At 70.6% G+C, this 20,764-nt stretch carries 20 protein-coding genes; 14 read left to right on the top strand and 6 right to left on the bottom strand.

Annotated features, from left to right (window positions below; translation table 11 throughout):
• Positions 1 to 125: 125 nt before the first annotated feature.
• Positions 126 to 1,016, bottom strand: a complete 891-nt coding sequence (locus F3T56_RS25895) for a biotin--[acetyl-CoA-carboxylase] ligase (RefSeq protein ID WP_149827768.1) — start codon at positions 1,014 to 1,016, stop codon at positions 126 to 128.
• A gap of 315 nt (positions 1,017 to 1,331) precedes the next feature.
• On the opposite strand from F3T56_RS25895, the gene F3T56_RS25890 reads away from it, so the two are divergent.
• From F3T56_RS25890 to F3T56_RS25875, 4 genes are all read left to right on the top strand, one after another.
• Positions 1,332 to 2,921, top strand: a complete 1,590-nt coding sequence (locus F3T56_RS25890; RefSeq protein ID WP_149827767.1) for an acyl-CoA carboxylase subunit beta — start codon at positions 1,332 to 1,334, stop codon at positions 2,919 to 2,921.
• Positions 2,922 to 2,930: 9 nt separating this feature from the next.
• Entirely contained in the window at positions 2,931 to 3,140 is a 210-nt protein-coding gene (locus F3T56_RS25885; protein ID WP_149827766.1) for an acyl-CoA carboxylase epsilon subunit, read from the top strand.
• 71 nt (positions 3,141 to 3,211) lie between these two features.
• On the top strand, positions 3,212 to 3,340 hold the full coding sequence (gene mmpB, locus F3T56_RS49380; protein ID WP_149827765.1) for a morphogenic membrane protein MmpB: 129 nt from the start codon (positions 3,212 to 3,214) through the stop codon (positions 3,338 to 3,340).
• Positions 3,341 to 3,417: 77 nt separating this feature from the next.
• Positions 3,418 to 4,038, top strand: coding sequence for a Maf family protein (locus F3T56_RS25875; protein WP_149827764.1), 621 nt, complete (start codon positions 3,418 to 3,420; stop codon positions 4,036 to 4,038).
• Between the two features lie 9 nt (positions 4,039 to 4,047).
• Here F3T56_RS25875 and F3T56_RS25870 read toward each other — a convergent pair whose 3' ends face one another.
• The gene (locus F3T56_RS25870) at positions 4,048 to 4,524 is read right to left on the bottom strand and encodes a hypothetical protein (RefSeq protein WP_246203859.1); all 477 of its coding nucleotides are present in this window, start codon (positions 4,522 to 4,524) and stop codon (positions 4,048 to 4,050) included.
• Between the two features lie 364 nt (positions 4,525 to 4,888).
• Here F3T56_RS25870 and F3T56_RS25865 point away from each other — a divergent pair, with 364 nt between their 5' ends.
• A complete protein-coding gene (locus F3T56_RS25865) occupies positions 4,889 to 6,664 on the top strand; it encodes an acetyl/propionyl/methylcrotonyl-CoA carboxylase subunit alpha (RefSeq protein ID WP_149827762.1) in 1,776 nt (591 codons plus the stop codon).
• 237 nt (positions 6,665 to 6,901) lie between these two features.
• Positions 6,902 to 7,468, top strand: coding sequence for a TetR/AcrR family transcriptional regulator (locus F3T56_RS25860; RefSeq protein WP_149827761.1), 567 nt, complete (start codon positions 6,902 to 6,904; stop codon positions 7,466 to 7,468).
• Positions 7,469 to 7,503: 35 nt separating this feature from the next.
• Here F3T56_RS25860 and F3T56_RS25855 read toward each other — a convergent pair whose 3' ends face one another.
• Both F3T56_RS25855 and F3T56_RS25850 read right to left on the bottom strand, forming a co-directional pair.
• Positions 7,504 to 8,511 (bottom strand): DeoR/GlpR family DNA-binding transcription regulator, encoded by a 1,008-nt coding sequence (locus tag F3T56_RS25855; RefSeq protein ID WP_149827760.1) that lies wholly within the window; start codon positions 8,509 to 8,511, stop codon positions 7,504 to 7,506.
• 114 nt (positions 8,512 to 8,625) lie between these two features.
• Positions 8,626 to 10,074, bottom strand: a complete 1,449-nt coding sequence (locus F3T56_RS25850) for an NAD(P)H-quinone dehydrogenase (RefSeq protein ID WP_149827759.1) — start codon at positions 10,072 to 10,074, stop codon at positions 8,626 to 8,628.
• 189 nt (positions 10,075 to 10,263) lie between these two features.
• On the opposite strand from F3T56_RS25850, the gene F3T56_RS25845 reads away from it, so the two are divergent.
• From F3T56_RS25845 to F3T56_RS25825, 4 genes are all read left to right on the top strand, one after another.
• Positions 10,264 to 10,701: a gamma-glutamylcyclotransferase family protein gene (locus tag F3T56_RS25845; RefSeq protein ID WP_149827758.1), complete on the top strand. Its 438-nt coding sequence runs from the start codon at positions 10,264 to 10,266 to the stop codon at positions 10,699 to 10,701.
• A complete protein-coding gene (locus F3T56_RS25840; RefSeq protein WP_149827757.1) occupies positions 10,695 to 10,973 on the top strand; it encodes a hypothetical protein in 279 nt (92 codons plus the stop codon). Before F3T56_RS25845 ends, F3T56_RS25840 begins: the two co-directional genes overlap by 7 nt.
• 125 nt (positions 10,974 to 11,098) lie before the next feature.
• The gene (locus F3T56_RS25835; RefSeq protein ID WP_149827756.1) at positions 11,099 to 11,923 is read left to right on the top strand and encodes a purine-nucleoside phosphorylase; all 825 of its coding nucleotides are present in this window, start codon (positions 11,099 to 11,101) and stop codon (positions 11,921 to 11,923) included.
• 377 nt (positions 11,924 to 12,300) lie between these two features.
• Positions 12,301 to 13,932, top strand: a complete 1,632-nt coding sequence (locus tag F3T56_RS25825) for a phospho-sugar mutase (protein WP_149827754.1) — start codon at positions 12,301 to 12,303, stop codon at positions 13,930 to 13,932.
• A 212-nt stretch (positions 13,933 to 14,144) separates the two neighbouring features.
• Here the strand turns inward: F3T56_RS25825 and F3T56_RS25820 are convergent, their stop codons facing one another.
• Positions 14,145 to 15,851, bottom strand: coding sequence for a hypothetical protein (locus tag F3T56_RS25820; RefSeq protein WP_149827753.1), 1,707 nt, complete (start codon positions 15,849 to 15,851; stop codon positions 14,145 to 14,147).
• 118 nt (positions 15,852 to 15,969) lie between these two features.
• Complete coding sequence (locus F3T56_RS25815; protein ID WP_149827752.1) at positions 15,970 to 16,632, bottom strand: PH domain-containing protein; 663 nt, start codon at positions 16,630 to 16,632, stop codon at positions 15,970 to 15,972.
• Between the two features lie 115 nt (positions 16,633 to 16,747).
• Here F3T56_RS25815 and deoC point away from each other — a divergent pair, with 115 nt between their 5' ends.
• The 4 genes from deoC to F3T56_RS25795 all read left to right on the top strand — a co-directional run bounded on the left by deoC (position 16,748) and on the right by F3T56_RS25795 (position 20,763).
• Positions 16,748 to 17,698 (top strand): deoxyribose-phosphate aldolase, encoded by a 951-nt coding sequence (deoC, locus tag F3T56_RS25810; protein ID WP_149827823.1) that lies wholly within the window; start codon positions 16,748 to 16,750, stop codon positions 17,696 to 17,698.
• Between the two features lie 5 nt (positions 17,699 to 17,703).
• Entirely contained in the window at positions 17,704 to 19,140 is a 1,437-nt protein-coding gene (locus F3T56_RS25805; RefSeq protein ID WP_149827751.1) for an aldehyde dehydrogenase family protein, read from the top strand.
• On the top strand, positions 19,133 to 20,020 hold the full coding sequence (locus F3T56_RS25800) for an aldehyde dehydrogenase family protein (protein ID WP_149827750.1): 888 nt from the start codon (positions 19,133 to 19,135) through the stop codon (positions 20,018 to 20,020). The genes F3T56_RS25805 and F3T56_RS25800 overlap by 8 nt, the downstream gene beginning before the upstream one ends.
• 110 nt (positions 20,021 to 20,130) lie before the next feature.
• Positions 20,131 to 20,763, top strand: coding sequence for a uridine kinase family protein (locus tag F3T56_RS25795; RefSeq protein ID WP_149827749.1), 633 nt, complete (start codon positions 20,131 to 20,133; stop codon positions 20,761 to 20,763).
• The last annotated feature ends 1 nt before the right edge of the window (position 20,764 follow it).

Raw genomic sequence — 20,764 nt, 5'->3', positions numbered from 1 at the left:
CAAGCCCCCACCCACCCGCACCCGCCAACGAACCGACTGGACCGAGCTCTCAGGCTGAGCGGGGTCGAAGGGGCGGCAGCCCCTGAGGGATGGGAACGGTAGGGGCGGCGGGGGCGAATCCCCCCTCAAACGCCCCGCAGATGCACGATGTCCCCCGCCCCCACCGGCTCCTGCACCCCCTCCCCCGTAGCCAACACCAACCGACCGTCCCCATCCACCGCAACCGCCTCCCCCACCAAGGACCGATCCCCCGGCAACTCGGCCCGCACCTTCCGCCCCAACGTCGCGCACCCCGCCGCATACGTCTCCTGCAGCCCGCTCACCCCCGGATCCCCCCCAGCCGCCCGCCACCGCCCGTACCACTCCTCCAAGGCCCGCAACACAGCCCGCAGCAACGGATCCCGATCCGTGTTCACGGCCCCCGCCAGCACCAGCGACCCCGCCGAAGGCACCGGCAGCTCATCCGCCCGCAGACTCACATTCACCCCGATCCCCACCACGACCCCATCGCTCCCCGCCCGCTCCGCGAGGATCCCCCCGGCCTTCCGCTCCTCACCCCCCACGGTCACCAGCACATCGTTGGGCCATTTGAGTGACGTATCGACCCCGGCGGCCCGGGACAACCCCGTCGCCACGGCAACCCCGGTGAGCAATGGCAGCCACCCCCACCGCTCCACCGGCACCTCGACCGGCTTGAGCAGCACGGAGAAGAACAGCCCCGACCGAGCCGGCGCCGTCCAGCTGCGATCGAGCCGCCCACGCCCGGCCCGCTGTTCCTCCGCGACGAGCACCGCCCCCTCGGGCAGCCGATCGGCGCGCCCCGCGAGGTCGGTGTTGGTGGACCCGATGACCGGCACCACGTCCAGCGAGCTCCACAGCCCGCCCGCGCGGACGAGCGCCCGGCGCAGGGCGGCGGCGTTGAGAGGCGGGCGGCCGAGGTCGGACCATCGGTCCGGCCTCGGCTCATGGGGCCCGTCGGACGGGTTTCCTTCTGCACCTGGTGGCGTTGACGTCATGCAACCCACCCTAGGTTTGACATCCTCCGTCCCCGGCGAAGGAAACGGATTTCAGTCCTGGCGGACCGAGGTTCACGGGTGTTCGATCACTTGCGTGTTGTCACCCCCTCCGGCGTGTCTCGCCGCGACGCACTGATCGTGCAGCGCCAAGGGGTGGGGAGTGTGGTCAACGCCGCACTGCCGAACGGTAGGCCCAGCACTACGCTACGGATGAGTAACCGCCCCCGCTTCTGAGCACGTACTGGGCAAACACTCAGCAAGTCAGCCTCAAGCCACCCTCACGTCCCCATTGAGCAGCCAGGGAGCCGCATCCCGATGTCCGAGCCGGAAGAGATCGACATCCACACGACCGCGGGGAAGCTCGCGGATCTCCAGCGCCGTGTCGACGAAGCGACACACGCCGGTTCGGAACGCGCGGTGGAAAAGCAGCACGCCAAGGGCAAACTGACGGCCCGTGAGCGCATCGAGCTGCTCCTCGACGAGGACTCCTTCGTCGAGTTCGACGAGTTCGCCCGCCACCACTCCACCGACTTCGGCATGGAGAACAACCGCCCGTACGGCGACGGCGTGGTCACCGGCTACGGCACGGTCGACGGCCGCCCGGTAGCGGTCTTCTCCCAGGACTTCACGGTCCTCGGCGGCTCCCTCGGCGAGGTCTTCGGCCAGAAGATCATGAAGGCCATGGACTTCGCCCTCAAGACGGGCTGCCCGGTCATCGGCATCAACGACTCCGGCGGCGCCCGTATCCAGGAGGGCGTCATGGCCCTCGGCATGTACGGCGAGATCTTCCGCCGCAACACCCACGCCTCCGGCGTGATCCCCCAGATCTCCCTGGTCGTGGGCCCCTGCGCGGGCGGCGCGGTCTATTCCCCCGCGATCACCGACTTCACGGTCATGGTCGACCAGACCTCGCACATGTTCATCACCGGCCCGGACGTCATCAAGACGGTCACCGGCGAGGACGTCGGCTTCGAGGAGCTGGGCGGCGCCCGCACCCACAACGCCACGTCCGGGGTCGCCCACCACATGGCGGGCGACGAGAAGGACGCCATCGACTACGTCAAGCAGCTCCTCTCCTACCTCCCGTCGAACAACCTCAGCGAGCCCCCGTCCTTCCCGGAGCAGGCGGACCTCACCCTCACCGACGAGGACCGCGAGCTCGACACGCTCGTCCCGGACAGCGCGAACCAGCCGTACGACATGCACACGGTGATCGAACACGTCCTGGACGACGCCGAGTTCTTCGAGACGCAGGCCCTCTTCGCCCCGAACATCCTCACCGGCTTCGGCCGCGTGGAGGGCCACCCGGTCGGCATCGTCGCCAACCAGCCCCTCCAGTTCGCCGGCTGCCTGGACATCGACGCCTCCGAGAAGGCGGCCCGCTTCGTCCGCACCTGCGACGCCTTCAACGTCCCGGTCCTGACCTTCGTCGACGTCCCCGGCTTCCTCCCGGGCGTCGGCCAGGAACACGAGGGCATCATCCGCCGAGGCGCCAAACTGATCTACGCCTACGCGGAAGCCACGGTCCCCCTCATCACGGTGATCACCCGCAAGGCCTTCGGCGGCGCCTACGACGTCATGGGCTCCAAGCACCTCGGCGCCGACCTCAACCTCGCCTGGCCCACCGCCCAGATCGCCGTCATGGGCGCCCAGGGCGCGGTCAACATCCTCCACCGCCGCACGATCGCCGCCGCCCCCGAATCCGAACGCGAGGACGTCCGCGCCCGCCTCGTCCAGGAGTACGAGGACACCCTCCTCAACCCCTACACGGCGGCCGAACGCGGCTACATCGACGCCGTGATCACCCCCTCCGACACCCGCCGCCACATCGTCCGCGGCCTACGCCACCTCCGTACCAAGCGCGAGTCCCTCCCCCCGAAGAAGCACGGCAACATCCCCCTGTAAGGAGCCGCTGTGACGATCAAGGTCGTACGGGGCAATCCCACCCCCGAGGAGCTGGCCGCCGCACTGGCGGTGGTCCGCGCCCGCGCCGCGGCGGCAGCCACCGAGCCGCCCGGCGCGCCCACCCCCCGGGACTCCTGGTCCGACCCGTCCCGCATCGCCGCCCACCGCCTCCCGGCCCCCGGCCCCACCACCTGGAGCCGCACCTACTGGCCCACCTGAGCGGAACCCCGCGCCCCATTTGAGTACGCGTACTCAGGCGCCCACCCCCCGCCCAACCGCACCATCGGACCATGCTCTGGTCCGACCCTGAGAACGAGCCGCCGAAGGAACTGCGCGACACGCAGGCCATGCTTCGGCGGCTCGGTGTCCTCATGGCCTTGGCCATGGTCCTGGCGATGCTGGTGCTGGGCATCCTGTAGCAACAGCCACCACGACGGCGGCACGGCCCCACCCCACCCACAGGCGGCACGTGCGCCCACGCCGATACCCTGGCCGCATGACCGATCAGCCGCGCCGCCGACTCGTGCTCGCCTCCAAGTCCCCCGCCCGCCTCAACCTGCTCCGCCAGGCCGGCCTGTCGCCCGAGGTGATCGTCAGCGGCGTGGACGAGGACGCCGTCACCGCCTCCACCCCCGCCGACCTCGCCCTGGCCCTGGCCGAGGCGAAGGCCTCCGTCGTGGCGGCGAAGCCCGAGGTCAAGGGCGCCCTGGTCATCGGCTGCGACTCGGTGCTCGACCTCGACGGCGAAGCCCTCGGCAAGCCCGCCGACGCCGAGGAGGCCACGGCCCGCTGGAAGTCGATGCGCGGACGCGCGGGCACCCTCCAGACCGGCCACTGCGTATGGGACACGGCAAGCGAACGCCACGTCTCCGCCGTCGCCTCCACGGTCGTCCACTTCGGCGACCCCACCGACGAGGAGATCGCCGCGTACGTGGCCTCCGGCGAGCCCCTCTACGTGGCAGGCGCGTTCACCCTGGACGGCCGCTCGGCCCCGTTCATCGACGGCATCGAGGGCGACAACGGCAACGTGATCGGCATCAGCCTCCCCCTGCTGCGCCGCCTGCTGGCCCAACTGGGCGTGGGGATCACGGAGTTGTGGACGCCCAGGAACACATGACGCGACAGATCAGGACGGGCTCGGCGCAGAAGACGTGACCGAGCCGTCGCCCTTGCCGCCCCCGGGCCCCTCCGGCACCGCGTCCGCGACCCCGTCCTGCCGGTCGTACGTCATCAACGTCAGCACGACCAGCCCCAGCACCACCACCATGAACACGAACGCGCCCCACCCGACCAACCCCACGGTGAGCGCGCCGAGCAGCCCGTGCACGACGGCGGCACTGATGAGCAGGATCCTCCCGAGCCCGGCGGCGGGCCGGTTGCGCAGCGAGACGAGCAGGGCGACGACGCCGCAGAAAACGAAGTAGAGGCCGAAGAGAACACCCCCGGCCTTCGTCGACACGGACATCACGTCCGGATCGAGCCCTGCGAGCGACATCTTCTGCCGGTCGACGACGGTGCCGAGGAACCACTGCAGCCCGGCGATCCCGAGCCCCTCCGCGAACAGCACGATCGCCGTGACCACCGCCACCGGTCTGCGGATCACCGGTCCCCACCCACTTCCACCCTGTCGTGCGTTACCCGAAGTACGTGTTCGAGCCATCGCGAACGCTACTAACGGGTAAACCCCGGGACAAGGGTTCTCGCGAGAGCAAAGAATCGTTGGGCCATTAGTAGGGATTCCACAAAGAAACCCAACCGGCCGCAGCACGGCCGCACAGAGACCTTGACCACATGAGAGGGCTAGGGTTTTCGCGTGGTGTCCTGCGCCATGCTGTGCGACAAGGGATTTCGCCGCTCGAGCGAGCCTCGTTTCACGCTCCATGTGGGCAAGCTCACCATTGAGGACGGGTCGAAACGCCGTGTCGGCAGTCCCTAAAATCGGCTTGTTTCAAGGAGAGGGAGCCATCGTGCGCAAGGTGTTGATCGCCAACCGAGGCGAAATCGCTGTCCGCGTCGCCCGGGCGTGCCGGGATGCCGGGATCGCGAGCGTGGCCGTGTACGCCGACCCGGACCGGGACGCGCTGCATGTGCGGGCCGCGGACGAGGCGTTCGCCCTGGGCGGTGACACCCCGGCGACGAGCTACCTGGACATCGCCAAGGTGCTGCAGGCCGCGAAGGACTCCGGCGCGGACGCGATCCACCCGGGTTACGGCTTCCTCTCGGAGAACGCGGACTTCGCGCAGGCGGTCCTGGAGGCGGGCCTGATCTGGATCGGCCCGCCCCCGCAGGCGATCCGCGACCTCGGCGACAAGGTGGCGGCCCGTCACATCGCCCAGCGCGCGGGCGCCCCGCTGGTCGCGGGCACGCCCGACCCGGTGTCCGGCGCCGAGGAGGTCGTGGCGTTCGCCGAGGAGCACGGCCTGCCGATCGCGATCAAGGCGGCGTTCGGCGGCGGCGGCCGCGGCCTGAAGGTCGCCCGCACCCTGGAAGAGGTGCCCGAGCTGTACGACTCGGCCGTCCGCGAGGCGGTCGCGGCCTTCGGCCGCGGCGAGTGCTTCGTCGAGCGCTACCTGGACAAGCCCCGCCACGTCGAGACCCAGTGCCTGGCCGACAGCCACGGCAACGTGGTCGTGGTCTCCACCCGTGACTGCTCCCTCCAGCGCCGCCACCAGAAGCTGGTGGAGGAGGCCCCGGCCCCGTTCCTGTCCGAGGCGCAGAACGCCGAGCTGTACGCGGCCTCGAAGGCCATCCTCAAGGAGGCCGGCTACGTCGGCGCCGGCACGGTCGAGTTCCTCGTCGGTCTGGACGGCACGATCTCCTTCCTGGAGGTCAACACCCGCCTCCAGGTGGAGCACCCGGTCACCGAGGAGGTCACCGGCATCGACCTGGTCCGCGAGATGTTCCGCATCGCCGACGGCGAGGCACTCGGCTACGACGACCCGCCGCTGCGCGGCCATTCCTTCGAGTTCCGCATCAACGGCGAGGACCCGGGCCGTAACTTCCTCCCGGCCCCCGGCACGGTCACCACGTTCACTCCGCCCACCGGCCCCGGCGTCCGCCTGGACGCGGGCGTGGAGTCCGGCAGCGTGATCGGCCCGGCCTGGGACTCCCTCCTCGCCAAGCTGATCGTCACCGGCGCCACCCGTCGACAGGCCCTCCAGCGCGCCGCCCGCGCCCTGAACGAGTTCACCGTCGAGGGCATGGCCACCGCCATCCCCTTCCACCGCGCGGTGGTGCAGGACCCGGCCTTCGCCCCCGAACTCACCGGCAGCACGGACCCCTTCACGATCCACACCCGCTGGATCGAGACCGAGTTCGTCAACGACATCAAGCCCTTCGCGGCCCCCACGGACACCACCGAGGCCGACGACGAGAAGGACCGCGAGACGATCGTCGTGGAGGTCGGCGGCAAGCGCCTGGAGGTCTCCCTCCCCGCCTCCCTCGGCATGACCCTGGCCCGCACCGGCCTCGCCGCTGGCGCCCGGCCCAAGCGCCGCGCCGCCAAGAAGTCCGGCCCCGCGGCCTCCGGCGACACCCTCGCCTCCCCCATGCAGGGCACGATCGTCAAGGTCGCCGTGGAGGAGGGCCAAGAGGTCAAGGAAGGCGACCTCATCGTCGTCCTGGAGGCCATGAAGATGGAACAGCCCCTCAACGCCCACCGCTCCGGCACCGTCAAGGCCCTGTCGGCCGAGGTAGGCGCCTCAGTCACATCGGGCGCGGTGATCTGCGAGATCAAGGACTGACACAGGGCTCGTACGACACCTCAGAGCGCCCGGCGAACTGGCACTGCCAGCGGTCGGGCGCTCGACCGTTGGGGGCGGCAACTTGACACTCCCGGCCGGGGTCCGCGCCCTTTAGGGGCGCGGGGAACTGCGCGGGGAACTGCGCGATCAACCCCCACCCACCCGCAGCCGCCCACCAACCACACTCACCCGAGCTCTTAGGCTGAACCCACCCAGCGAAGAGAGTCAGGTGCCCCCATGCGAGCCGACGCCCGCCGCAACCACCAGCGCCTGCTCACCGAGGCCCGCACCACCTTCGCGGCCCAAGGAACCAACGCCTCTCTAGAAGACATCGCCCGCCGCGCAGGCGTAGGCATCGGCACCCTCTACCGCCACTTCCCCAACCGCCAAGCCCTACTGAGCGCGGTCTTCGAGGACACGGTGGCCGACCTCCTGACCAAAGCCAAGGCCCACCTGGAAGCGGCCCAGCCGTGCGCAGCACTCGTGGCCTGGCTGCGCGACATCGTCACCCACGCGGGCGAGTACCGGGGCCTGTCACGAGCCTTGATGACGGTGTCGTACACCGCCACCCCCGGCGCTGAAGAGGACACCTCGGACCTGGCCCGTTGCTGCGCCCCCATCCGGGAGGCCGGCGAGGCCCTGCTGAAGCGGGCCCAGGCGGCGGCCGCCGTACGCGACGACGTGTCCATCGGCGACCTGCTCCAGCTCACCAACGCCATCGCGCTGGCGGCCGAAGAAACCCCGGACGACCCGGAGCTGGCCGACCGCCTGCTGACACTGACCCTGCGGGGCCTGAAACCGTAACCGGCAGTGGACCGATCCCGTGTGACCGCCGGAGGCTAACGGCGCCGCAGGTCCGCGACCCGGGCCGCCCGCTCCCTCTCCCGCTCACCGGCCGTCGGCTGGTCCCCGAGGACCGCGGCGCTGCGCAACTGCGGTGCGGAGCCGTGGACCTGGTTGCGGCGCGGCCCGGGCAGGGGCATGTCCCGGCGCGACGGGCGCGCCGGGACGGGATCGCCTCCCGTACCACCGCCGCCCGACGCCCCGGCGACCGCGATCTGCACACCCTGGTCGGCCAGGGCCTGCAGCTCGGTGACCGCACGGTCGTCGTGGCCGGGCGGGTCGTCCGTCACCAGCCGGGTGATCACATCGGTCGGCACCGTCTGGAACATCGTGTCGGTGCCGAGCTTGGTGTGGTCGGCGAGGACGACGACCTCGGCGGCGGCCTGGACCAGCGCGCGGTCGACGGACGCCGACAGCATGTTGGACGTGGACAGCCCGCGCTCGGCGGTCAGTCCGCTCCCGGAGAGGAAGGCCTTGGAGACACGCAGCCCCTGGAGGGACTGCTCGGCGCCGGAGCCGACCAGGGCGTAGTTGGAACCGCGCAGGGTGCCGCCGGTCATCACGACCTCCACACGGTTGGCGTGGGCCAACGCCTGGGCCACCAACAGGGAGTTGGTGACGACGGTCAGCCCGGGGATCCGCGCGAGCCGGCGTGCCAGCTCCTGCGTGGTGGTCCCCGCCCCGACCACGATGGCCTCGCCCTCTTCGACGAGGCTCGCGGCGAGATCGGCGATGGCCGTCTTCTCGGCGGTCGCGAGATGAGACTTCTGCGGAAAGCCGGACTCCCGCGTGAACCCGCCCGGCAATACCGCACCGCCGTGTCGGCGGTCGAGGAGTCCTTCTGCCTCCAGCGCGCGCACGTCCCGCCGTACGGTCACTTCGGAGGTCTGGACGACGCGGGCGAGCTCACGGAGCGACACGGCTCCGTTGGCCCGCACCATTTCGAGGATCAATTGGCGACGTTCTGCAGCGAACACGAAACTGACAGTAACGCCAACGACCATCTGCTTTCAGCAGTTTGCGCCGAATAACAGAAGTTGTACGCACGGCGGGTCGAGAAGTGATATAGGGCCCAACCGGACAGAAACGCGACCGATCTGTTCTCGTCTCTGTTCTCGTCAGACGCCGCCACCGGACTTGCGCGTGTGCAGCTGGCGCGCGACCTCGGCGATCGAACCCGACAGGGACGGGTACACGGTGAAGGCGTTCGCGATCTGCTCGACGGTCAGGTTGTTGTCGATCGCGATCGAGATGGGGTGGATCAGTTCGGAGGCGCGCGGGGAGACCACGACACCGCCGACGACGATCCCGGTGCCGGGCCGGCAGAAGATCTTGACGAAGCCGTCCCGGATGCCCTGCATCTTGGCGCGCGGGTTGCGCAGCAGCGGCAGCTTCACCCCGACGGCGTCGATGACTCCGGAGTCGAGGTCGGCCTGGGTGTAGCCGACGGTGGCGATCTCGGGGTCGGTGAAGACGTTGGAGGAGACGGTCTTCAGGTTGAGCGGGGCCACCGCGTCGCCCAGGAAGTGGTACATGGCGATACGCCCCTGCATGGCGGCCACGGAGGCGAGCGCGAAGACGCCGGTGACGTCACCGGCGGCGTACACACCGGGCGCACTGGTACGGGAGACCTTGTCGGTCCAGATGTGCCCGGAGTCCTTGAGCTTGACCCCGGCCTCCTCCAGCCCCATGCCGACGCTGTTGGGGATGGCGCCGACGGCCATCAGACAGTGCGTACCGCTGATGACCCGCCCATCGGCGAGGGTCACCTCCACCCGGTCCCCGACGCGCTTGGCGGACTGGGCCCGGGACCGCGCCATGACGTTCATCCCGCGCCGCCGGAACACGTCCTCCAGGACGGCGGCGGCGTCCGGGTCCTCACCCGGCAGCACCCGGTCACGGCTGGACACGAGCGTGACCCGCGATCCGAGCGCCTGATAGGCACCGGCGAACTCGGCACCGGTCACACCCGACCCGACCACGATCAGCTCTTCGGGCAGCTCGTCGAGGTCGTACACCTGTGTCCAGTTGAGGATCCGCTCCCCGTCCGGCTGGGCGTCGGGCAGCTCGCGCGGATGCCCGCCGGTGGCGATGAGCACGGCATCGGCGATCAGGGTCTCCTCGGACCCGTCGGCGACCCGCACCACGACCTTCCGCGACCCATCGAGGTCCTGCTGGCCCTCCAGCCGCCCGCGCCCGCGCATGACCCGCGCGCCGGCGCGCGTCACGGACGCCGTGATGTCGTGCGACTGCGCCAGCGCGAGCCGCTTCACACGCCGGTTGACCTTGCCAAGGTCGACGCCCACGACACGCGCGGGCGTGTCGATGTGCGGGGTGTCGTCCGCGACGATGATCCCCAGCTCCTCGTAGGAGGAGTCGAAGGTCGTCATCACCTCGGCCGTGGCGATGAGCGTCTTCGACGGCACGCAGTCGGTCAGCACCGACGCCCCGCCCAGACCGTCGCAGTCCACGACGGTCACCTCCGCACCGAGCTGCGCGGCCACCAGCGCCGCCTCATAGCCGCCGGGTCCGCCACCGATGATCACGATCCGAGTCACGTACCCCATTGTCCCGTATGGCCGGGGGTGCCGGTGCCCCGGGGGGCGCGGGGAACTGCGCGACAAACCACGACGAGCCCGCAGCCGCCGGACCACACCGCCCACCGAGCTATCAGGCGCCCACCCACCACCCCGCACCCGAAGCCCAACCCGAGTTACCCGGCACCCGAAGCGGAGCGCTCCCGTACCCTCTCCCCCATGTCGCTCTACGCCGCCTACGCCGGCAACATGGACGCCCGCCTGATGTCCCGCCGCGCCCCCCACTCCCCGCTGCGCGCAACCGGCTGGCTGAACGACTGGCGACTGACCTTCGGCGGCGAGCACATGGGCTGGGAGGGCTCCCTGGCGACGGTCGTCGAGGCCCCGCGCTCCCAGGTCTTCGTGGCGCTGTACGACATCGCCCCCATGGACGAGGACGCGATGGACCGCTGGGTCGGAGTCGGCCTCGACATATACCGCCGGATGCGGGTCCGCGTACACACTCTGGACGGCGAGGAACCGGCCTGGGTCTACATCCTCAACGGCTACGAGGGCGGCCTGCCCTCGGCGCGCTACCTCGGCGAGATCGCCGACGCCGCCGAATCGGCGGGCGCACCACACGATTACGTGATGGAGCTACGCAAAAGGCCATGCTGACCCCCACATACGACGTCCACTACGCGGTGCAGGCCGCCGCGGCGCGCGACCAGCTGGACGACGAGCAGCGCGCCACGTTCGACAAGGGCATCGCTCTGCTTGCCCATGACCCTTTCCCTCCGGTGTCACGCCCCAGAGGGTCTGCCGGCGACAACCGCACGGTTCGGCTCACGCGGAACAGCCTGGTCGAGTACGCGGTCGGCCGAGGCCGCCTGTTGATCCTCGCCGTCGCGGTCTTCGACGACAAGGACGTCCTCATCCCCGAGGCCTGATCCTCCCGGCGCGCCCAAGCCCTTTGGTAGGACAAGCCCTTTGGTTGGAAACGACAAGACAACGATCCAGATCCCGTGAGCCTCGTCATCTACGCGCGTAGGCCGGGACCGGATACCCTCGTCGCGTGAACGCATCTCTTCTTCCGGACGACATCCAGGGCGACCCGTACGCCGCCGCCGACGCCGCCGCCGCGCACCTGCGTGAGCTCACGGGCGCCGAGACCCACGACGTCGCCCTCGTGATGGGCTCCGGCTGGGCCCCCGCCGTGGACGCCCTTGGTGCCCCCGAGGCCGAGTTCCAGGTCACCGAGCTGCCCGGTTTCCCGCCGCCGGCGGTCGAGGGCCACGGCGGCAGGGTCCGCTCGTACAAGATCGGTGACAAGCGCGCGCTCGTCTTCCTGGGCCGCACGCACTACTACGAGGGCCGCGGTGTCGCCGCCGTCGCGCACGGCGTCCGTACCGCCGTCGCCGCCGGCGTCAAGACCATCGTCCTCACCAACGGCTGCGGCGGTCTGCGCGAGGGGATGCGTCCCGGTCAGCCGGTGCTGATCAGCGACCATCTGAACCTGACGGCGACGTCGCCGATCGTCGGCGCCAACTTCGTCGACCTCACGGACCTCTACTCCCCGCGCCTGCGCGCCCTCTGCAAGGAGATCGACCCCTCCCTCGAAGAGGGCGTCTACGCGCAGTTCACCGGCCCCCACTACGAGACCCCCGCGGAGATCCGCATGGCCCGCGTCATCGGCGCGGACCTGGTCGGCATGTCCACGGTCCTGGAGGCCATCGCCGCGCGCGAGGCGGGCGCGGAGGTTCTGGGTATCTCCCTGGTCACCAACCTGGCGGCCGGCATGACGGGCGAGCCCCTCAACCACGAAGAGGTCCTCCAGGCCGGCCGCGACTCGGCGACGCGCATGGGCGCGCTTCTGACGCAGGTCCTGGACCGGCTGTAACAGCTCCTTATAGCTCGGGGGTGCGGGTTCATCGGCGGGTGCGGGTGGTGTGTGGTCGCTCGCGCCCACGCGGCGGAGCCGCATATGTCACAGCCCCGCGCCCCTGAAAGACACGGCCCTGCGGGCCGAAAAGCAAGGGGCGCAGCCCCTGCTTTTCAGGGGCGCGGGGAACTGCGCGACCAGCCCCCACAAACCCGCAGCCGCCATACAACCGAACCCCCCGAGCTCTCAGGCGAAGCGAGGTCGAAGGGGCGGCAGCCCCTGGGGACGGTGGAGGTCCCCCCGCTCGAGCGAAGTCGAGAGTGGGGGAGGGTAGGGGCGGCGGGGGCGAGAAAAATCGACCCCACACACAAACAAAGAACGAGAGGTTGCCCCCCGTGCACGACGACCTGATCGCCCGCGCCAAGGCGTGGCTGGCCGAGGACCCCGACCCGGAAACCCGCGACGAACTCGCCAAGCTGATCGACGCCGGGGACACCACAGAGCTCACCGCCCGCTTCACCGGCACCCTCCAGTTCGGCACGGCAGGCCTCCGCGGTGAACTCGGCGCCGGCCCCATGCGCATGAACCGCTCGGTCGTCGTCCGCGCCGCCGCCGGCCTCGCCGCATACCTGAACAAGAAGGGCGCCACCGGCGGCCTCGTCGTCATCGGCTACGACGCCCGCCACAAGTCCGCCGACTTCGCCCGCGACACGGCCGCCGTGATGACCGGCGCCGGCCTCCGCGCGGCCGTCCTCCCCCGTCCCCTCCCCACGCCCGTCCTGGCCTTCGCCATAAGGCACCTGGGCGCGGTGGCCGGCGTGGAGGTCACCGCCAGCCACAACCCGCCCCGCGACAACGGCTACAAGGTGTACCTGGGCGACGGCTCCCAGATCGTGCCCCCGGCGGACGCCGAGATCGCGGCGGAGATCGACGCCGTACGGTCCCTCAACGACGTCCCCCGCCCGGACGCCGGCTGGGACACCCTCGACGACACCGTCCTGGACGCCTATCTGGCCCGTACGGACGCGGTCCTCGCGCCCGGCTCCCCCCGCACCGCCCGCACGGTCTACACGGCGATGCACGGCGTAGGCAAGGACACCCTCGTCGCCGCGTTCGGCCGGGCCGGCTTCCCGGAGCCCGTCCTCGTCGCCGAGCAGGCCGAGCCGGACCCGGACTTCCCGACCGTCGCCTTCCCGAACCCGGAGGAGCCGGGCGCGATGGACCTCGCCTTCGCGAAGGCCCGCGAGACCGACCCCGACCTGATCATCGCCAACGACCCCGACGCCGACCGCTGCGCCGTGGCCGTCAAGGACGGCGCGGACTGGCGGATGCTGCGCGGCGACGAGGTGGGCACGCTCCTCGCCACGCACCTGGTCCGGCGCGGCGCGCGCGGCACGTTCGCCGAGTCGATCGTCTCCTCCTCCCTCCTCGGCCGTATCGCCGAGAAGGCCGGCCTCCCCTACGAGGAGACCCTCACCGGCTTCAAGTGGATCGCCCGTGTCGAGGGCCTGCGCTACGGCTACGAGGAGGCTCTCGGCTACTGCGTCGACCCCGAGGGCGTACGCGACAAGGACGGCATCAGCGCGGCCCTCGCCATCACCGAACTTGCCTCGCAGCTCAAGGAAGAGAACCGCACTCTCCTCGACCTCCTGGACGACATCGCCGTCGAGCACGGCCTGCACGCCACCGACCAGCTCTCGGTCCGCGTCCAGGACCTCTCGGTCATCGCCCGCGCCATGGAGCAGCTCCGCGAGCAGCCGCCGACCGCCCTCGCCGGACTCGCCATCACCAAGGCGGAGGACCTCACCCGGGGCACGGACAAGCTCCCGCCCACGGACGGCCTGCGCTACACGCTCGACGGCGCCCGTGTGATCGTCCGCCCCAGCGGCACGGAGCCCAAGCTCAAGTGCTACCTGGAGGTCGTCGTTCCGGTCGCCTCGCACGAGGCCCTGCCCGAGGCCCACACCAAGGCGACCGTCCTGCTGGCCGCCATCAAGCGGGACCTCGCCACGGCCGCCGGCATCTGACCCACGCCTGGCGGCGTGCCCGGCACCGCGTACGGGCCGGGCACGGGGGCGCCCCATCCGAGGTGGCTGAACCCCGTGCCGGCTCCCCGCGGTCGAAAGCACGCCGCGCGCCCGGCGCCACGAGCGGCGGACGACTCAACCGAAGCGGCCGCACACGTGATCCATCGTATGGCGGTCCTCTGGCCTGCTGGGCGGGACCGGCCCCCTCCCAGCTACGGCACCAGCACCAACACCGCCACCCACAACACAGCGAGCACCACGCCCAGCGGCCACAGCACCCGGCCGCGCGCCCGCTCGGCGCTCGCCTCGGTGGGCCGCAGGGCGGGGTCCTTCCACATGGCGGTGATCTCGGCGGCCGCTTTCTCGTACGGGTGGATCAGCCCGAACCGCCGCTCCAGCCGGGCCCACCGCGGCGCATGCGTCACCCACGGTGCCCCGAACCGCGCCCGGCGGCTGTCCACCTTCAGCTCGCCGCCCTCGCACTTCACGGTCATGACGTGGTCCCACGCGATGTGCCGAACCCGGCGCATGCCGTTGAACCAGAGCCCGTCCCGGTCGGCGGTGACCCGCCAAGCGGCCATGCAGGGCAGGAGGAACGCGCCGCCGAGCCCGAGGAGGGCGCCCGGAATGTACCGCCACCCCCCGACCTCGGTCAGCACCAGAAGAGCCGCCCACACCGCGAGCGCCAGACACACGGCCCAGTCCAGCCACCCGGCCCGCCACCGCCGTACCGCCCCGGACCCCAGGTGCTCGGCGGTCACCGCCGCCGCGGCCTCCCGCCGATCCGCATAGGCCGCGTTCCGCCTGGCCCGGGCCTTCTCCGCCCCGACCCGACGCCGTACGGCCCGCTCGGACAACGCCCGCACAGGCCCAGTGGAGGACTCCACGACGAGTTCCTCGTCCTCGGAGGCGCCGGGGGCCACGTCCTCATCCTCGGGCACACTGACGATCACGATCTCGCCACCCTCGTACGGCGCCCCGTACAACACGGCCTCACGCAAGTCCCCCGGCTGCTCGTCGTCCCCCTCGTCGTTCTCGATCGAGTCGAGCAGCTCATCCATCTCCTCCTGGCTGAGCCCCCGATCCCCCTCGTCCTCGTCCTCGTCGCCGTACCACTCCTCGGCGGCGACGGTGAACAACGGCCGCACCGCGGCCACGTCATCGGCGGCGAACACCTCGATGTCCCCGTTCGCGCCGTCACGCATGAGCACCCGCAGCACAGGCACAGGAGCCCCCCGCAACGCGGCGGCCCGCCGCCGCCCCAGCCACCCGGAGAGCACCAAGGTGCCCCCCAAACCGACCACGAACCACCCGGCCAGCGTCGCCTCGAGCCGATCGGCGGCAACGTCCAACCCGGACCCGAAGTAGACCATCACCCCACCGAGAACAGCCGGCACAAGCCCCAGCCCGACGAGGAACCGCCCACGCCGCAACGGCCCGACCCCGGCCGGCAGCGAGGCCGTCACCCCCTCGGCGGCCGCCAGGGCCCACTGCCGCTGCGTCCGCCGCGCGCTCAGCCGGATCTCGGCCATCGCCCAGGTCACGGTCACGGCCAGAGTGGCCAGCAGGGTCGCCACATCCCGCGATTCCCCGTACCAGGCCAGCACGAAGAACAACACGGGCGCCGACACCCGTACGACCTCGGGCCGCACCAGAGTCCACACCAACTGCAACGAAAACAGCGCGGCAGGACCAGGCGGCACATCAACGAGATTCGCCAGCCAGAACCCGCCCACCAGCCCGACCACGGCCACGGCAAGCACATGGATGGACCGCGTCCGCACCGGCACCCACACCGGAGGCTGCGCCTTGGCCCACGCCCGCACCCGCTCCCCACCCCAGGGGTGACACCCCTCGGGCACAGCGGACTCGGGCAACCGCCGTGACGGCTGCCCCTGCAACTCGATATTCGCGCTCATCGACACCCAGACACTCGGATCGTCACAGTGGTTTTGCCTGCCATGGGTACGACCCGAACGCGAAGCCCGTTCGCAGAAGCCGCAAGAGACCGCGGAAGGCCGTGAACCCGGCCGGTGGTCACCCCAACGCGATCAGAACCGCCAGCAGCACGGACCCCGCCACCGCCGGCCCCATGATCTCCCAGGCCCACCGCACACTCGGCTCCCCCTGGGACCCGGCGGCCTTGGCCCGGGCCTCGCACAGATCCCTCAGATCGGCCATGACCTGGTCGCCCTCTGCCCGCACGGGCTGGTCGACGAGCGAGGTACGACCACTACTGTCCCCCCGCGCCTCCCGGGCCTGCCGCCGAGCAGCCTTCTTCCGCGCACGGAGCGAAACGGGAATGGCCCACAACTGGTACTTGGTCCCGCTCTCGTCGATCACTTCGTTCGAGAACCCCGAACGCAACGAGGCGACACTCGCCCACGGCAACTCGATCACCCGAAACGGATTACGCACCCGCAGCCGATCATCATTGGCGAAAACAGCGGGCCGAACCGAGAACGCCACCACCACCGGCACAGCACACAACAACACCGCCAGCGCCAACCAGGGCGTACGCCCCTCCCCCGAAACCACCGCGTCGCCCCCGAGCCACCCGAAAATCCCGAGCAGCATCACACCCCCCACCAGCCCAGCAGGCGACCGATAAACCCGGTCCTTGTACACGGGCTTCGCGGACTGCGTGTCTGCTGTCGGCGTCGCCCCCTGCTCCTCGGACGCCCGATCCGGCTCACTCATACTCCCGATTCTGCCCGACCCACCACCCACCCCCCACGCGCCCCCGCCCAACCGCCGGAGGCAAGGGCAAGGGCTGTACAGTCGCTACGCGCGTAGATATGCTCACCTGGTGACCATGTCCACAGCCGCACCCCACTCCCTAGCCGACGTCACCACCTCCGACCGCACACTCCGCCGCTTCCTCCATGGACTCCCCGGCGTAGACCCGGTCGGCCTGGAGGCCCGCGCCGCCTCCCTCGGCACCCGTTCCATCAAGACGACCGCCAAGGCGTACGCCATCGACCTGGCCATCTCCATGGTCGACCTGACGACCCTGGAGGGCGCGGACACCCCGGGCAAGGTCCGGGCCCTCGGCGCCAAGGCGGTCCACCCCGACCCCACCGACCGCACCACACCCCCGACCGCGGCCGTCTGCGTCTACCCCGACATGGTGGCCGCGGCCAAGGAAGCCGTCGCGGGCTCGAACGTGAAGGTCGCCTCGGTCGCCACGGCGTTCCCCGCGGGCCGCGCCCCCCTCGCCGTGAAACTGGCCGACGTCCGCGAGGCCGTCTCCGCCGGCGCCGACGAGATCGACATGGTCATCGACCGCGGCGCGTTCCTGGCGGGCGACTACATGAAGGTGCACGACGAGATCATCGCCGTGAAAGAGGCATGCGGCCCCGCCCGCCTGAAGGTCATCTTCGAAACGGGCGAGCTCTCGACGTACGACAACATCCGCAGGGCCAGCTGGCTCGGCATGCTCGCCGGGGCGGACTTCATCAAGACGTCCACCGGCAAGGTCGCCGTCAACGCCACCCCCGCGAACACGCTCCTTATGCTGGAAGCGGTACGGGACTTCCGTACCCAGACCGGCATCCAGGTCGGCGTGAAGCCCGCCGGCGGCATCCGCACCACCAAGGACGCCATCAAGTTCCTCGTCCTGGTCAACGAGACGACCGGCGAGGACTGGCTGGACAACCACTGGTTCCGCTTCGGCGCCTCCTCGCTCCTGAACGACCTGCTGATGCAGCGTCAGAAGCTGGCCACCGGCCGCTACTCCGGCCCCGACTACGTGACGGTGGACTGATCACCATGGCATCGGCATTCGATTACGCACCGGCCCCCGAATCCCGCGCGGTCGTCGACATCGCCCCGTCCTACGGCCTGTTCATCGACGGCGAGTTCACCGACGCGGCGGACGGCAAGGTCTTCAAGACGGTCAGCCCCGCCTCCGAGGAGGTCCTCTCCGAGATCGCCCAGGCGGGCGAGGCGGACGTGGACCGCGCGGTGAAGGCGGCCCGCAAGGCCTTCGAGAAGTGGTCCGCGCTCCCCGGCGCGGAGCGCGCGAAGTACCTGTTCCGCATCGCCCGCATCATCCAGGAGCGCAGCCGCGAGCTCGCCGTCCTCGAAACCCTGGACAACGGCAAGCCCATCAAGGAGACCCGCGACGCCGACCTCCCCCTGGTGGCGGCGCACTTCTTCTACTACGCGGGCTGGGCCGACAAACTCGCCCACGCCGGCTTCGGCACCGACCCCAGGCCCCTCGGCGTCGCAGGCCAGGTCATCCCCTGGAACTTCCCCCTCCTGATGCTGGCGTGGAAGATCGCCCCGGCCCTGGCGACGGGCAACACGGTGGTCCTGAAGCCCGCCGAGACGACCCCCCTCTCGGCCCTGTTCTTCGCGGACATCTGCCGCCAGGCAGGCCTCCCGAAGGGCGTCGTCAACATCCTTCCGGGCTACGGCGACACGGGCGCCGCACTGGTCGCGCACCCGGACGTCAACAAGGTCGCCTTCACCGGCTCCACAGCCGTAGGCAAGGAGATCGCGAAGACAGTCGCCGGCACCCACAAGAAGCTCACCCTCGAACTGGGCGGCAAGGGCGCGAACATCGTCTTCGACGACGCCCCGATCGACCAGGCTGTGGAAGGGATCGTCAACGGGATCTTCTTCAACCAGGGCCAGGTCTGCTGCGCGGGCAGCCGCCTCCTCGTCCAGGAGTCGATCCAGGAAGAGCTCCTCGACTCCCTGAAGCGCCGCCTGTCGACGCTCCGCCTGGGCGTCCCCCTCGACAAGAACACGGACATCGGCGCGATCAACTCCGAGGAACAGCTCTCGCGCATCACCTCGCTCGTCGAGCGCGGCGAGGCGGAGGGCGCCGAACGCTGGTCCCCGGCCTGCGAACTGCCCACGTCCGGCTACTGGTTCGCCCCGACGCTCTTCACGAACGTCACCCAGGCCCACACCATCGCGCGGGACGAGATCTTCGGCCCGGTGCTGTCGGTTCTCAGCTTCCGCACCCCGGACGAGGCCGTCGCCAAGGCCAACAACACCCAGTACGGCCTGTCGGCGGGCATCTGGACCGAGAAGGGCTCCCGGATCCTGGCCGTCGCGAACAAGCTCCGCGCGGGCGTCGTCTGGTCCAACACGTTCAACAAGTTCGACCCGACCTCGCCGTTCGGCGGCTACAAGGAGTCGGGCTTCGGCCGCGAGGGCGGCCGCCACGGCCTGGAGGCGTACCTCGATGTCTGACCGACTCAGTGTGCTCAAGACCTACAAGCTGTACGTCGGCGGGAAGTTCCCGCGTTCCGAGAGCGGCCGGGTGTACGAGGTGACGGACTCCAAGAACAACTGGCTGGCCAACGCCCCCCTCTCCTCCCGCAAGGACGCCCGTGACGCGGTCGTCGCGGCCCGCAAGGCGTTCGGCGCCTGGTCCGGCGCGACGGCGTACAACCGGGGCCAGATCCTCTACCGCGTGGCGGAGATGCTGGAGGGCCGCAAGGCCCAGTTCGTCCGCGAGGTGGCCGACGCCGAGGGCCTGTCGAAGTCCAAGGCCGCGGACCAGGTGGACGCGACGATCGACCGCTGGGTCTGGTACGCGGGCTGGACCGACAAGATCGCCCAGGTGGTCGGCGGCGGAAACCCGGTCGCGGGCCCGTACTTCAACCTCTCCACCCCCGAGCCGACCGGCGTCGTGGCCGTCGTAGCCCCCCAGGAGTCGTCCTTCCTGGGCCTGGTCTCGGTGCTGGCCCCGGTGATCGCGACGGGCAACACGGCGGTCGTGGTGGCGAGCGAGAAGTCCCCGCTCCCGGCCCTCTCCCTGGGCGAGGTCCTGGCCACCTCCGACGTCCCCGGCGGCGTGGTCAACGTCCTGTCCGGCCGTACGGCGGAGATCGCGGCCCCCCTCGCCGCCCACCAGGACGTCAACGCGATCGACCTGGCCGGCGCGGACGACGTCCTGGCGAAGGAACTGGAGATCGCGGCCGCCGACAACCTGAAGCGGGTCCTGCGTCCACAGCCTGTGGACAACTGGTCGGCACCCCCCGGAATCGACCGTATGACGGCGTTCCTGGAGACGAAGACGGTCTGGCACCCGACAGGCTCGCTGGGCGCGTCGGGCTCCTCGTACTGAGAAGCCACCTCCAGGCCGGGGCGGGCGCCCCGGCCTGGAGGTGTGATGTGCGCGCCAAAGGCGACCCGCCGTCTCGGCGGGAGCCGCCCGATGCCTCACACTGGACTCTCGTGAGTTCGCATCCCCCGATACCGACCCGGGTCGTCCTGCTGTCCGGTCCGTCCGGCTCAGGCAAGTCCCTCCTCGCCGCCCGTTCCGCCCTGCCCGTGCTGCGGCTGGACGACTTCTACAAGGAGGGCGACGACCCGACGCTGCCCCTGGTGGAGGGCAGCTCGGACATCGACTGGGACCACCCGCTGTCCTGGGACGCGGACACCGCCGTCGCGGCGATCGAGGAGCTGTGCCGCACGGGTCGTACGACCGTGCCGACGTACGACATCTCCCTCAGCGCGCGCACCGGTGCGGAGGCCATGCACATCGAGCGGACCCCGCTGTTCATCGCGGAGGGCATCTTCGCCGCCGAGATCGTCGGGCGCTGCCGGGAGCTGGGTGTCCTCGCGGATGCCCTGTGCCTGCCCCGGGGCCCGGTGAAGACCTTCCGCCGCCGATTCCTTCGCGATCTGAAGGAGGGCCGCAAGTCGGTGCCGTTCCTGCTGCGGCGCGGCTGGCGCCTGATGCGCCGGGAACGCTCGATCGTGGCCCGCCAGACGGAACTGGGCGCCCATCCCTGCGACAAGGCCGAGGCCCTGGGCCGCCTGGCCGCGGCCGCCGCGGGCCGCTGCGCGCAGGCGGCCCACAAATAAG

The sequence above is a fragment of the Streptomyces tailanensis genome, assembly GCF_008386495.1.
Classification (GTDB): Bacteria; Actinomycetota; Actinomycetes; order Streptomycetales; family Streptomycetaceae; genus Streptomyces; species Streptomyces tailanensis.
Note: the sequence above shows the minus strand (reverse complement) of the source record. Positions and strands in the feature narration are given on the sequence as shown.